At 70.8% G+C, this 12,842-nt stretch carries 11 protein-coding genes; 4 read left to right on the top strand and 7 right to left on the bottom strand.

Annotated elements, in window-relative coordinates; all coding sequences use genetic code 11:
• Nucleotides 1–299 precede the first annotated feature (299 nt).
• From SCMU_RS01645 to SCMU_RS01635, 3 genes are all read left to right on the top strand, one after another.
• Nucleotides 300–1,358, top strand: coding sequence for an iron-sulfur binding domain-containing protein (locus SCMU_RS01645; RefSeq protein ID WP_229231234.1), 1,059 nt, complete (start codon nucleotides 300–302; stop codon nucleotides 1,356–1,358).
• Between the two features lie 112 nt (nucleotides 1,359–1,470).
• Complete coding sequence (locus SCMU_RS01640) at nucleotides 1,471–1,929, top strand: hypothetical protein (protein WP_229231233.1); 459 nt, start codon at nucleotides 1,471–1,473, stop codon at nucleotides 1,927–1,929.
• A 40-nt stretch (nucleotides 1,930–1,969) separates the two neighbouring features.
• Nucleotides 1,970–2,443: a hypothetical protein gene (locus SCMU_RS01635; RefSeq protein ID WP_229231232.1), complete on the top strand. Its 474-nt coding sequence runs from the start codon at nucleotides 1,970–1,972 to the stop codon at nucleotides 2,441–2,443.
• 4 nt (nucleotides 2,444–2,447) lie between these two features.
• Here the strand turns inward: SCMU_RS01635 and SCMU_RS01630 are convergent, their stop codons facing one another.
• Together SCMU_RS01630 and SCMU_RS01625 are read right to left on the bottom strand one after the other, a co-directional pair.
• On the bottom strand, nucleotides 2,448–2,996 hold the full coding sequence (locus tag SCMU_RS01630) for an amino-acid N-acetyltransferase (RefSeq protein ID WP_229231231.1): 549 nt from the start codon (nucleotides 2,994–2,996) through the stop codon (nucleotides 2,448–2,450).
• A gap of 145 nt (nucleotides 2,997–3,141) precedes the next feature.
• Nucleotides 3,142–5,274, bottom strand: a complete 2,133-nt coding sequence (locus tag SCMU_RS01625; RefSeq protein WP_229231230.1) for a prolyl oligopeptidase family serine peptidase — start codon at nucleotides 5,272–5,274, stop codon at nucleotides 3,142–3,144.
• Between the two features lie 240 nt (nucleotides 5,275–5,514).
• Here SCMU_RS01625 and SCMU_RS01620 point away from each other — a divergent pair, with 240 nt between their 5' ends.
• Nucleotides 5,515–6,090 (top strand): hypothetical protein, encoded by a 576-nt coding sequence (locus SCMU_RS01620; RefSeq protein ID WP_229231229.1) that lies wholly within the window; start codon nucleotides 5,515–5,517, stop codon nucleotides 6,088–6,090.
• 79 nt (nucleotides 6,091–6,169) lie between these two features.
• Here the strand turns inward: SCMU_RS01620 and dhaM are convergent, their stop codons facing one another.
• The 5 genes from dhaM to SCMU_RS01595 all read right to left on the bottom strand — a co-directional run bounded on the left by dhaM (nucleotide 6,170) and on the right by SCMU_RS01595 (nucleotide 12,723).
• Nucleotides 6,170–6,844, bottom strand: a complete 675-nt coding sequence (gene dhaM / locus SCMU_RS01615) for a dihydroxyacetone kinase phosphoryl donor subunit DhaM (protein ID WP_229231228.1) — start codon at nucleotides 6,842–6,844, stop codon at nucleotides 6,170–6,172.
• Entirely contained in the window at nucleotides 6,841–7,506 is a 666-nt protein-coding gene (dhaL, locus tag SCMU_RS01610; protein ID WP_229231227.1) for a dihydroxyacetone kinase subunit DhaL, read from the bottom strand. The genes dhaM and dhaL overlap by 4 nt, the downstream gene beginning before the upstream one ends.
• A complete protein-coding gene (gene dhaK / locus SCMU_RS01605; protein WP_229231226.1) occupies nucleotides 7,506–8,507 on the bottom strand; it encodes a dihydroxyacetone kinase subunit DhaK in 1,002 nt (333 codons plus the stop codon). Before dhaK ends, dhaL begins: the two co-directional genes overlap by 1 nt.
• Before the next feature lie 154 nt (nucleotides 8,508–8,661).
• On the bottom strand, nucleotides 8,662–9,993 hold the full coding sequence (locus SCMU_RS01600) for an FAD-binding oxidoreductase (protein WP_229231225.1): 1,332 nt from the start codon (nucleotides 9,991–9,993) through the stop codon (nucleotides 8,662–8,664).
• A gap of 210 nt (nucleotides 9,994–10,203) precedes the next feature.
• Complete coding sequence (locus tag SCMU_RS01595; protein ID WP_229231224.1) at nucleotides 10,204–12,723, bottom strand: ATP-dependent Clp protease ATP-binding subunit; 2,520 nt, start codon at nucleotides 12,721–12,723, stop codon at nucleotides 10,204–10,206.
• Nucleotides 12,724–12,842: the final 119 nt, after the last annotated feature.

Genomic DNA, 12,842 nt, shown 5'->3' with positions numbered 1-12,842 from the left:
GGCCCTGCTCCGCCCTTGCCCTGCCCTGCCATGCTTCTAGGCTACGGATCGCGGAGCCCGGCGACCGGGCAGGGCGTGCGCCCGGCGCGCCGCGGCCGTCCGCACTCCGGATACAGTGGTGCGGACCCCCCGCCGTCTGGGAGTCACCTCCTGAAGGGCAGGTCCTGAGAGTCAGCTTCTGGCGGTCACGTGATGTGGCCTCCAGACGGCCAACCCACAGGAGATGCCACCCAGGACCTGACTTTCAGAAGTTGACCCACAGAAGATGACCTCCAGACTCGATCCACAGGAGAGGTGCCGTGACCGCAACAGCTGCGCCCCGCCGTCGTGCGCGGCCTGAAACGCCGGGCCCTGCCCCGGAAGCAGAGCGTCTGGGCGCCCTCCACGCGGCGCTCGCGGACTGGTTCGGGCGCGAGGCGCGCGACCTGCCGTGGAGGGCCTCGGATCGGACGCCGTGGGGCGTGCTCGTGAGCGAGGTCATGCTCCAGCAGACCCCCGTGGTGCGCGTACTCCCGGTGTGGCGCGAGTGGATGGAGCGGTGGCCGCGGCCGGCCGATCTCGCGGCCGAGCCCGCCGGGGAGGCCGTGCGGGCCTGGGGCCGCCTGGGCTACCCGCGCCGGGCGCTGCGGCTGCATGCGGCGGCAACCGTGATCACGGCCGAGCATGGCGGCGAGCTGCCTGACACCGAGGAGGAACTGCTCGCGCTTCCCGGAGTCGGCTCATACACGGCGGCTGCGGTGGCGGCCTTCGCGTTCGGCCGCAGGTCCGTGGTGGTGGACACGAACATCCGCCGGGTCCACGCGCGTCTGGTCTCCGGGGAGGCCCTGCCCGCGCCCTCGCTGACTGCCGCCGAGCTGCGCCGCGCCGCCGCGCTCCTGCCAGCGCATCGTGCCGAGTCCGTCGCGTGGAACGCGGCGGCGATGGAGCTCGGGGCGCTCGTGTGCACGGCACGGTCGCCCCGGTGCGACGTGTGCCCGGTGGCCGCAGAGTGCGCGTGGCTGGCCGCCGGTGAGCCGCCGCCCACCTATACTCCCCGGGGGCAGGCGTGGCACGGCACCGACCGGCAGGTCCGCGGCGCGATCATGGCGGTGCTGCGGGCCGCAGAGCACCCGGTGGTGCGGGAGCTTTTCGTCCGCGCGCCGGAGCTCCCCGACTCCGAAATGTTGGGTTCAGCAGGGTCTGAGGCCTCCGGACCCTGCTCAACTCAACATTTCGCGGAGGCTGCCAGCCCGGTCGGTGCAGCCCTCGCCCGCCTCCACGCGCTCGGCACGGGCCCGGACCAGCTCGAACGGGCCCTCACCGGGCTGCTCGCCGACGGCCTCGCGGTCGAGGTCGACGGCCGACTCCGCCTGCCCTGACGAGTGGACACCGCCCAACGCCCCGTCCCCAGCACGCACCGACACCGAATCGCGTCCACATCGATACCCGGACTGCGTTGAGCGGCGGACACCGCGGCCCTACCGTGGGGCCATGCATGGAACGGCGCTCCTAGCCACCGCTGCGGTGGGGATCCTGACAGCGGCGTCGCTCGTGGCCTGCCAAGGCGACGTGGCCTGCCCCGCGATCGCGGCCGCGCCGTTCCTGACGCTTCACATCGCTGCTAGCGTCGCAGCGACTCTGGACCCGACGTCGATCACGGCCACGGCATGCCAGGACACCGCGTGCCACGGAGGCCCCCTCCCGCTCATCGACGAGCAGGCGTCCGGATCCGCATCGCCGGGCAAGATGGGGCAGATCAACATGGGCATCCTGACCGAGACCCCGATCGACCTCACGGTCTCCGGCAGGGATCTCCTCGGGAGGCCGCTCGGCGACTACCGCCTGCAGTTCGTCCCACACATCGCATACCCCTGGGGCTACACGTGCCCCCGCGTGATCACTGCCGGTGCGCTCTTGGACGGCACGGGCCTCCACCCGGCGGCGTCGTAGGCTGCCTGAGATGCCGGGCCGGAGTGGAACGCTGGGGGCAATGCTCATCTCCGCCGTGCTCGGATCGGCGGCCCTGCCCGCCTGCGGCCAGCTGGCGTGCCCGGCTGTCGGTTCCATCTCGACCGTGACGGTGCACGTCACGCCCCAACGCGCCGCGGACCTCGCGACCCTTACCACCGAGTTCTGCCAGGACGGAGCGTGCCGGTCCGTGGCCCTCAGCCCAGCGGAGCTCACGACGGCGATCCCCGGCTACGTCCCGCCGCCCACCCCTCACACGGCTCCGCGCGCCCTGCCGCGACGGCAGGCTGACGGAAGCCTGGACATCACGATCGAGATCCCCATCAATGACCATGCGCTCGACGTGACCACGAACGGCTCGGACAGCCAGGGCGGACCCCTTGGGACGAGCCACCTCCAGCTCCGCCCGGTCACCACCTACCCCTACGGCCGGGAGTGCGGCGGCCCGACGGCGGCCTCCGCCACCCTGGATCCTGGAGGCCTGCGGGCCGGCTGACCCGCTACTCGCGCGCCCGCCCGTGCAGCCAGCGGATCATGCGCGTGTTCCCAAGGGTGTTCGGCTTGACCCGGGCAAGGTCGAGGAACTCCGCAATGCCCTCGTCGTGCGAGCGGAGGAGTTCGGAGTACACCTCGGGGTCCACGCCGGACTGGTCGGCCATGACCTCGAACCCGTGCCGCTCGAAGAACCCCACCTCGAAGGTGAGGCAGAAGACCCGCTGCACACCGACGTCGTGCGCGACGCCCAGCAGCCTGTCCACGAGCGCGTGCCCCACGCCGCGGCCGCGCCACGAATCCGCGGCAGCAAGGGTGCGGATCTCGGCAAGGTCCTCCCACATGACGTGCAGGGCGCCGCAGCCGATCAGCCCGCCGTCCGGCGTCTCGGCGACCCAGAACTCCTGGATCGCCTCGTAGTACGCCACCGACTCCTTGGAGATCAGGATCCGCCGCTCCGCCAGCGGGGCGACGAGCCGTTTGATCGCCGCGACGTCGCTCGTTCGCGCCCGCCGGAGCGTGAACGGCGGGGCGGTGGGAGCGGTGGTCTCGGTCATGCGCTCAATCCTAGTTCCGCGCACGACGGCGCCGGGAAGCCTCGGGCGGGTGGCTCACCTACCGTGGGCGACCGGCAGGAGGTCAGGAAGGCCGTGGGCAAGTGGCCGTGCATAAACCCTGGTCATCGGCCCGCGCCGCCGGTCGCTACAGCCCGAGTTCCTTCGGCAGCTCGCGCGCCTCGCCGAGCACGTGCTCGGCGAGGAACGCGCCGACCACCCCGTACCAGACCTTGGCGTGCTGCGGCTGGAGGATCCAGTGGTTCTCGTCCGGGAAGTACAGGAAGCGGTGAGGTGTCTTGCCGTCCTCGTCGGCGGCCAGTTGGGACGCCGAGATGAGCTCCCACCACAGGCGCAGGCCTTCGCCGATCGGCACGCGGTAGTCCTTGTCGCCGTGGATCACGAGCATAGGCGTGCGGATCTCACCGACCGAGTGGTGCGGCGAGTTCGCGTCCATCATCGCCGCGTCCATCTCCTTGGCCCAGTACAGCGCCATGTCAGTGGTGGGCCCGAACCCGTCGAGGGCCCACAGGCTCGCGTGCGTCACGATCGCCCGGAAGCGGTCGGTGTGCCCGGCCACCCAGTTGGCCATGTACCCGCCGAACGAGCCGCCCATCGCTGCCGTACGTTCGGGGTCGAGGTCTCCGCGCCGCAGGGCGGCGTCCGTGATCGCCATGAGGTCCGTGAACGGCTCCGTCCCCCAGCGGCCCCAGCCGCGGTCGATGAACTCCTGTCCGTAGCGGTGACAGCGGGACAGGGACGGATCCGGCAGCAGCACGGCGTAGCCCTGGGCGGTGAGAAGCCACGGGTTCCACCGCCACGTCCACGCGTTCCACGAGCCGATCGGCCCACCGTGGATCCACAGGAGGAGCGGGTGCTTGCCGCCTTCGGCGGCCTCCGCGGGCAGTGCGAGCCAGGCGCGCAGCGGCGTCCCGTCCTCGGCCGTCGCGGTGACCTCCTCGAGTCGGCCCGGGACCTTGGGCCGCTCTACCGGGTTGGCCAAGCGGGTGGTCTCGCCGGTGCCGAGGTCGATCCGCACGGCCTCAGGCGGGAACAGGTACGAGCTGCGCAGCGCGTAGGCGCTCGCCCCATCGGGCGAGACGACAACGTCGGTGTACGCCGCGTCATCGTGCGTCACCTTGGTCACGTCCCCGGTGGCGACGTCGATGCGGAAGACGGGCGAGCGGCCCTGGTCGTCAGCGGTGACGAGAAGCGCCGAGCCGTCCGGGAGCCACGCGGCCGGGTGAGCCATGCGGTCCCACTCCGGCGCGAGGCGGCGCTGCTGCCCGGTGTCCACGTCAAGGAGGTGAAGCTCGGAGCGGTAGGCGCTGGTCGGCGTCGTGTGCGGCTCGACGACGACGGCCACGGTGCGGCCGTCCGGACTGACCGGCCCCGGGATGTAGTCCATGCGGTCCTCGGACAGGAGGGTCCGCCGGGTGCCGGAGGCGACGTCGATCGCCACGACCTCGCTGCGCAGGTCGCCCCTCGCGAGCGGCTTGGCCACGGACGTGTAGAGCGTGCGACCGTCCGGGCTCGCAAAGGTATCGGCGAAGCGCAGGCCGGCACCGATGTCCGGGGTGAGGTTGCTCAGCTCGAGGGCCGGAGCCTCGTCCACGGTGCGGGGCTTGCCGGGCTCCGGCTCGGCCGTCGAGCTCTCCACCGCGAACAGGCGCGGCTGCGCGGGCCCGAGGTCAGCATCCCAGAAGCGCACGGGGTATGACGAGTGGAGGATCGCGGCGACCTTGCCCTCCTTGCGGGCCTTGCGGCGCGCCTCGTCGTCCGCCTCGTCGGTGCTGCCGGCGAGCGCGGACGCCTGGACGAACGCGGCGTCCGCGTGCCTCGCCGTGAGGACGCGCTCGACGCCGCCCGCCCGGCTGAGCACGACCCTCGCCTCCCCGCCGGCCCGGGGCAGGAGCCAGAGGGCGTTGACCGGGTCCTCGTCGGGCTTCTCCGGGTCGGGGCGGGCGGAGGTGAAGTAGAGGTCACCGTTCGCCGCAAATGCCGCCCCTGCCTCGCCCTTGGCGCTGCGCGTGATGCGCCGTGCCGGGGCGTCGCCCGTCGGGTCGATCTCCCACAGCGCGGTCCCGTACTCCGTGCCCTTGCCGTTGAGCGTCGCGACCGTGGTGACGAGGCGTGTGCCGTCCGGGCTCAGCGCGAGGCCGGAAAGCCGCGGGATCGCGACGTAGTGGTCGAGGTCGTGGAACGGAGTCTCAGGCTGGGCGGCGGGCTCCCCGGCGGGCTGAGTGGCGGTCGCGGCTTCTGCGGCGGTCTCGGCAGTCATGCCACCGATTCAACCCGCAATGTGGCGTGAAGCACAGGGCCGTTCACTGTTGGTGAAACACTTCTTTCACAGTGGTCGGGGTGAGGAATCGCACACCACGAAGAGGCGTCATCCGCTTGGCGCGTCGGCCGACCGTGAGTCAAGGTATCTGCGTGAGTTGACTTTCGAAGTTTAACACTATGTGAACTCTGTAAAGACATCTAATTCCGGCGAAAGATGAGACTCCCCGAGAGGATCCCCGTGACCACCACGACCATCCCGACCCCTGCCACTCACCCCACCGCTGAAACAGCCCGCATCTCCGAGCCGACCTCCCCGGAGCGCGCACTCCCCGGGCGGCGGGCACTCGCCGTCGTACGCATCCTGCTCGGCGTCCTTCTCCTGTGGGCCTTCGTGGACAAGCTCCTCGGCCTCGGCTTCGCGACGCCCGCGGCGAAGTCCTGGCTCAACGGCGGATCGCCCACCGCCGGCTACCTCGGCAGCCTCAAGGGCTGGCTCGCAGAGCCCTTCGGTGTGCTCGCGAGCCAGCCGTGGGTGGCCTGGGCGTTCATGCTCGGGCTCCTCCTTGTGGGTGGGGCGCTCGTGCTCGGCGTCGCGCTCCGCGCGGCCGCCGTCGGGGGAACCCTCCTCATGGCCATGCTGTGGATGACGTCGCTGCCGCTCACGAGCAACCCGGTACTCGACGACCACGTCATCTACGCCGCGGTCATGATCGCCCTCGCGGCATGTGGCGCGGGCTCCACATGGGGCCTCGCCCGCACGTGGGAGGGAATCCTCTCGGGCGCACCTGCCCCCGTGCGCTCGGCGCTCCGCTGACCGCACGGCACACGATTTCTGGGCGTCACCCACTGAAGGGGCATCTCCCAGCGTGTTCATGGCTCGCGGGAGATGCCCCTCAGAGTTCTCCGAAGCCGGCCTCGACCTGGTCCCTGACGAACCCCACCGCCCTCGAAGCGTCCGGCCCCGACGCCTCGACCACGAGCTGCTGCCCCTGACCGGCCCCGAGCCCCATGAGCGCCATGACGGACTGGCCGTCGACGCCGTTGACGGTCACCCCCACGTCGAACGCAGAGAGGCGCCCCGCGAGCACGGCCGCGGGCCGGGCGTGCAGACCCAGGGGGTTCTTCAGCGTCAGCACCGCGGACTCGGTCGGCTCGCTCAGTTCCGGCGGCTCCTCGGCCTCGGCTCCCTTGACCGCCTCCTCGGCGGCGCGCACCACGCCGTCGAGCCCCGCGCCGGCCTTGGCCGCGACCGCCGCGGCAACGGCACCCTCCACGAGCGCAGCGTCTGCGATCCGCACCCGCGAGCGCTCATCGTCGTCGAGGAACTCGAGCACCGACTCGGCGGTCATGACGGCCGAGCCGAGGTCCGTCAGGACCACGACCCCTTCCCCCGTGTCCGCGGCCCCGATGCCGTCCATGACCTTCTCGAACGAGGTGCCCACGCCGCCGTCGTCCGTGCCGCCTGCCGCGATGAGCGGCACGCCGTCCGCCATCTGCGACGCGACCTCGACCACGCCCTCGGCCAGGCGTGCACTGTGCGAGACGATGAGCAGGCCCACCGGGCTCACGCGCTGGCCTCGCTTGCGGCTGCTTCGCTGGCCGCCGCGGTCACCGCGGCCCGCAGGATCAGCGCCGTCGAGACGGCGCCCGGGTCGACGTGCCCGGCGCTGCGCTCGCCGAGATAGCTCGCCCGGCCCTTGCGGGCCACGAGCGGCTTGGTGGCCTCGGCGCCGGCCTCGGCGGCACGGGCCGCCGCCTCGAGTGCTGCGAGGCCATCACCGGCCGATCCCGCCGCCTCTACCGCGGGCGTCCACGCGTCCACCATCGTCTTGTCCCCAGACTGGGCCTTCCCGCGTGCCACGATCCCGTCGCGGGCCGCGGCGAGCATGGCGGCCACCACGGCGCCGTCGAGCGCCTCGGCGTCGCCCACCGCGGTGGACGCGCGGAGGTATGCCGTCCCGTAGAGCGGCCCGGCCGCGCCGCCCACCTTGCTCATGAGCATCATGGCCGCCATCTTCAGCGCGGCCGCGACGGAGTCCGGGGACGCCTCGTCGAGCTTCGCCACGATCGCCTTGAAGCCGCGGTCCATGTTCTCGCCGTGATCGCCGTCGCCGATCGCCCGGTCGAGATCGATGAGCTCCTCGCGATGCTCACCGATCACGCGGGCGCTCTCGCGCAGCCACCGCTCTGCCCACGCCTTGTCCAGGACCGACGTGCCAGCCGCCGCCATCAGGCACCCCACCGCAGTGCCGGGGTGTGGACGGGGGCGTCCCAGAGCTCGGTGAGCTCGTCGTCGAGGCGCAGAACGGTCACCGAGCAACCCTGCATCTCGAGCGAGGTGATGTAGTTGCCCACGAGGCTGCGCTCCACCGTGATGCCGCGGTCGGCGAGCAGCTTGGCCGCCGCGCGGTACACGATGTACAGCTCGGAGAGTGGGGTGCCGCCCATGCCGTTGATGAACAGGAGGACACTCTCCCCCGAACCGATCCCGAGGTCCTCGACCACGGGCGCGAGCAGGTGCTCAGTGAGGGCGTCCGCGGGTTCGAGGCCCACGCGGCGGCGTCCGGGCTCGCCGTGGATGCCGATCCCGATCTCGATCTCGTCCTCGGCGAGTTCGAAGCTCGGCTTGCCCGCGTGCGGGACCGTGCACGGGGTCAGCGCCAGGCCCATCGAGCGGACGTTCGCCACGACCTTCTTTGCCACGGCCTCGACCGCGTCGAGCGAGTCTCCGCGCTCCGCCGCCGCGCCCGCGATCTTCTCGACCAGCACAGTGCCGGCCACGCCGCGGCGCCCGGCGGTGTAGAGGGAGTCCTCGACCGCGACGTCGTCATTGACGAGGACCGTGCGCACGTCGATGCCCTCGGCCGCGCACATCTCGCCGGCCGTCTCGAAGTTCAGGACGTCGCCCGTGTAGTTCTTCACGATGTGAACCACACCGGCACCGCCGTCCGCGGCCTGCGTCGCGGGGATGATCGCCTCCGGCGTCGGCGAGGTGAAGACGGCGCCCGGCACCGCGGCGTCGAGCATTCCCCTGCCCACGTAGCCCCCGTGGAGCGGCTCATGCCCGCTCCCGCCGCCCGAGACCAGCCCGACCTTTCCCGGGACCGCGCCGCCCGCGCGGGAGATGAACATCGGGTCGGGGTGGAGGCGCACGAGGTCCGCGTGTGCCGCGCTGAAGCCCTCCACCGACTCGTCCACCACCTTCTGTGGGCTATTGATGAGTTTCTTCATGTGGCTCCTCCGCACGTTCCGCACGCCTCTGCCGGGGTCTTTGTGGAGCGTACCCCGGGCCGGAGACACTTGGACAGCGCGAACCACTGCACGCACGACGGCGCCCCCTCACCTCGCGGTGCGGGGGCGCCCCATGCGGTGGGCCTGTTCGGGCTCAATGCGCGAGGAGCCCCTGTGGGTCGAGTGCCTCGCGTGCTGCGGCGAGCTTCGCCCCGACCTCGTCCGACCACGCCGGCGTGAGATCCTCGCGGTCACCCAGGAAGTTGCGGGGGCAGTGGCCGTTGCCGAACGGCGCCATGGCCGCGAGCACTCCGGCGATGGCCCCCGGCACCGCGTCCGCGATCGGCGGGGCCAGCACGCCCACCACGTGCATCGCATAGCCGAGGCCGTGCGCCGAGGCCGTGTGACCGGCGTCGGACGCCATCGCCCCGCCGAGCAGGCGGAAGTCCACGAGGGGCAGGATGCACTGCGCGTCCGGGCCGGCAAGGGCGAGGATCGCCTCGATGGCACGGTAGTCGAGGTCCACGACCCCGGCCCCACCGGCCAGGAAGGGCATCGGCTCCTCGGGGTCGGAGTACACGCGGTCGATCTGCGAGTACGGCAGCACGCCAACCATGTCCATCAGCACCGGCGCCGCAGCCCGCATGGGCGCGAGGACCTGCTCGCCGCCACGGCCGACGTGGGCGAAGTTGATGTGGACCGTGAGCTTGCCGGCGAGCTCTCGCGGGACATCCGGGGCGTCCGGGGCGCGCAGGAACCTGATGGCGGTGTTCGAGGCGTCCTTGAGCGTGCGCGCCCACGCGGCGAACGTGCGCAGCACCGCCTCGGCGTGCTGCCCGTCGAAGACGAGCGCACCGCCGTAGACCTCGGAGACCTGGTAGAGGCGGAACGTCAGGCCCGTCACGACGGCGAGGCCGGGGCCGCCGCCGCACAGGAGATCGAACAACTCGGGCTCGTGGGTGCGGCTCACGGTGCGCGCATCGCCGTCCATCGTGACGATGTCCAGGCTGAGGACGGAGTCGGCGGCGAAGCCGTACGTGCGCCCCAGGACAGGCAGCCCGCCGCCGAGCGTGTAGCCCGCGACGCCGACGTCCGAGCTCGAGCCGTTCAGCGGCGCGAGGCCGTAGGGGGCGGCCGCGTCGATGACCTCGCGCCAGCGGGCGCCGGCACCGACGGTCGCGGTCCGGGCCTGCGGGTCGATCGACACGGAACGGAGGCGCTTGGTGCTCACGAGCACGCCACCGTTGATTCCACGCTCGGCGCCGTGCCCGGTTCCCTGGACCGAGAGCTTGACCGAGTTGAGCGCGGCCCAGCGGACCGTGGCGACGACGTCAGCCGCGTCGAGCGCGGCGACAACGACATCGGGACGATGGGCAACGGCGGCGTTGTAGGCCGCCGCCTCGCCGGCGTAGCCGGCGTCGCGCGGATCGAGCACCTCGCCGCGCATGAGGTCCTGCAGGGTGATGAATTCGAGCTGGATGGTCATGATGTCTCTCTGGGGAAGTGGATGCGATGGAATCCGAGACCAAGAAAGACAGTACCCTCACTTAGGTAGTTTGTCTAGCGATTGGATTAATTTCCTCTGGGTGTTCCTGTGATCCTCGCGAGGTGCGGGCAGCGCAACGGCCCCCCACCTCGAGAGAGGTGAGGGGCCGCCGTCGTGCGTGTGGATCAGCGCGTGAACCCTGATCCAGCGCTACGCGCCGAGCTCCTTGCTGCCGCCCTTGGCGAGCGAGACGACTTCCGGGACCTCGGGGCGCGGGGTGCCGGTGAAGGTGAACTTCGCGTCGTCGCCCTCGCCCTCGACGTCGATCACCACGATGTCCCCGGCAGACAGGTCGCCGAAGAGGATCTTCTCGGACAGCTGGTCCTCGATCTCCGACTGGATGGTCCGGCGCAGCGGCCGCGCACCCATGGTCGGGTCGTAGCCGATCGTCGCGAGCCGCACCTTGGCGGCCTGCGTGAGCTCGATGCCCATGTCCTTGTCCTTGAGCCGCTGCTCCAGGCGGGCAATCATGAGATCGACGATCTCGATGATCTCCTCCTGTGTCAGCTGCGGGAACACCACAATGTCATCGACGCGGTTGAGGAACTCGGGGCGGAAGTGCTGCTTGAGCTCCTCCGTCACGCGGGACTTCATCCGCTCGTACCCGGTCTTGCTGTCCGTGCCGGATTGGAAGCCCGTCATGACGCCCTTCGAGATGTCCCGGGTACCGAGGTTCGTGGTCATGATGATCACGGTGTTCTTGAAGTCCACCACGCGGCCCTGGGAGTCGGTCAGGCGGCCGTCCTCAAGGATCTGCAGGAGCGAGTTGAACAGGTCCGCGTGGGCCTTCTCCACCTCGTCGAACAGCACCACGGAGAACGGGCGGCGGCGGACCTTCTCGGTGAGCTGTCCGCCCTCCTCGTAGCCCACGTACCCCGGAGGGGCACCGAAGAGCCGCGAGACGGTGTGCTTCTCGGAGAACTCGGACATGTCGAGCGTGATGAGCGCGTCCTCCTCGCCGAAAAGGAACTCGGCGAGGGCCTTGGCCAGCTCGGTCTTGCCGACGCCGGTCGGGCCGGCGAAGATGAACGAGCCGCCCGGGCGCTTCGGGTCCTTGAGGCCCGCACGGGTGCGGCGGATCGAGCGGGAGAGCGCCTTGATGGCGTCGTCCTGACCGACCACGCGGCGGTGCAGTTCCTCCTCCATGTGGAGCAGGCGGCTGGACTCCTCCTCGGTGAGCTTGAACACCGGGATGCCCGTCGAGTTGGCGAGCACCTCGGCGATCAGATCCTCGTCCACCTCGGCCACGCCGTCCATGTCACCGGACTTCCAGGCGCGCTCGCGCTCGGCACGCTCGGAGATGAGCTTCTGCTCCTTGTCGCGCAGCGATGCGGCGCCCTCGAAGTCCTGCGCGTCGATCGCGGACTCCTTCTCGAGCTTGAGCCCCGCGATCCGCTCGTCGAGGGCCTTGAGCTCCGGCGGCGCCGTCATGCGGCGGATGCGCAGGCGCGCCCCCGCCTCGTCGATGAGGTCGATCGCCTTGTCCGGCAGGAACCGGTCCGAAATGTAGCGCTCGGCAAGGTTCGCCGCGGCGGCCAGCGCGCCGTCGGTGATCGTCACGCGGTGGTGCGCCTCGTAGCGGTCGCGGAGGCCCTTGAGGATCTCGATCGCGAGCGCCACGGACGGCTCGGAGACCTGGATCGGCTGGAAGCGGCGCTCGAGCGCGGCGTCCTTCTCGATGTGCTTGCGGTACTCGTCCAGCGTGGTCGCGCCGATGGTCTGCAGCTCGCCTCGCGCAAGCATCGGCTTGAGGATGCTCGCGGCGTCGATCGCGCCCTCGGCGGCGCCCGCACCGACGAGCGTGTGGATCTCGTCGATGAACAGGATGATGTCGCCGCGGGTCCGGATCTCCTTGAGGACCTTCTTCAGGCGCTCCTCGAAGTCACCGCGGTAGCGGGAGCCGGCCACGAGAGACCCGAGGTCCAGCGTGTACAGCTGCTTGTCCTTGATGGTCTCCGGCACGTCGCCGCGCACGATCGCCTGCGCGAGGCCCTCGACGACGGCCGTCTTGCCGACGCCCGGCTCGCCGATCAGGACGGGGTTGTTCTTGGTGCGCCGTGAGAGGACCTGCATGACGCGTTCCATCTCGTGCTCGCGTCCGATCACCGGGTCGAGCTTGTTCTCGCGCGCCGCCTGCGTCAGGTTGCGGCCGAACTGGTCCAGCACCACGGAGCCGGCGGGCGTGCCCTCGGGCTGCCCCGAGCCGGAACCGGTCGACGCGGTCTCCTTGCCCTGGTAGCCGGAGAGCAGCTGGATGACCTGCTGCCGCACGCGGTTGAGGTCCGCGCCGAGCTTGACCAGCACCTGGGCCGCAACGCCCTCGCCCTCACGGATGAGGCCGAGCAGGATGTGCTCGGTGCCGATGTAGTTGTGGCCGAGCTGCAGGGCCTCGCGGAGCGAGAGCTCCAGGACCTTCTTGGCTCGCGGCGTGAACGGGATGTGGCCGGACGGGGCCTGCTGGCCCTGGCCGATGATCTCCTGCACCTGCTCCCGGACGCCGTCCAGGGAGATGCTGAGGGACTCGAGAGCCTTGGCCGCGACGCCTTCACCCTCGTGGATCAGTCCCAGGAGGATGTGCTCGGTCCCGATGTAGTTGTGGTTGAGCATGCGGGCCTCTTCTTGGGCCAGCACCACCACGCGACGGGCGCGGTCTGTGAATCTCTCGAACATTGCTCGAACTCCCCGGTTTAGCTTGGGTGCACTGCGTAGTTCGATGCTACGTGCCGTGGAGCCGCTGGCGAGGGGTGTTCGCCACAGGGTGAACGCGGGCCCCGGTTGCCCAAGGCGTC

Origin of the sequence: Sinomonas cyclohexanicum (assembly GCF_020886775.1) — a bacterium.
In the GTDB taxonomy this organism is placed as follows: Bacteria; Actinomycetota; Actinomycetes; order Actinomycetales; family Micrococcaceae; genus Sinomonas; species Sinomonas cyclohexanicum.
Note: the sequence above shows the minus strand (reverse complement) of the source record. Positions and strands in the feature narration are given on the sequence as shown.

Bases quoted from the DNA above. Each gene is read 5' to 3' on its own strand.
- SCMU_RS01635 (WP_229231232.1), top strand. From the start codon at position 1,970: ATGCTCATCTCCGCCGTGCTCGGATCGGCGGCCCTGCCCGCCTGCGGC.
- SCMU_RS01630 (WP_229231231.1), bottom strand. From the start codon at position 2,996: ATGACCGAGACCACCGCTCCCACCGCCCCGCCGTTCACGCTCCGGCGG.
- SCMU_RS01640 (WP_229231233.1), top strand. From the start codon at position 1,471: ATGCATGGAACGGCGCTCCTAGCCACCGCTGCGGTGGGGATCCTGACA.
- SCMU_RS01595 (WP_229231224.1), bottom strand. From the start codon at position 12,723: ATGTTCGAGAGATTCACAGACCGCGCCCGTCGCGTGGTGGTGCTGGCC.
- SCMU_RS01625 (WP_229231230.1), bottom strand. From the start codon at position 5,274: ATGACTGCCGAGACCGCCGCAGAAGCCGCGACCGCCACTCAGCCCGCC.
- dhaK (WP_229231226.1), bottom strand. From the start codon at position 8,507: ATGAAGAAACTCATCAATAGCCCACAGAAGGTGGTGGACGAGTCGGTG.
- dhaL (WP_229231227.1), bottom strand. From the start codon at position 7,506: ATGGCGGCGGCTGGCACGTCGGTCCTGGACAAGGCGTGGGCAGAGCGG.
- SCMU_RS01600 (WP_229231225.1), bottom strand. From the start codon at position 9,993: ATGACCATCCAGCTCGAATTCATCACCCTGCAGGACCTCATGCGCGGC.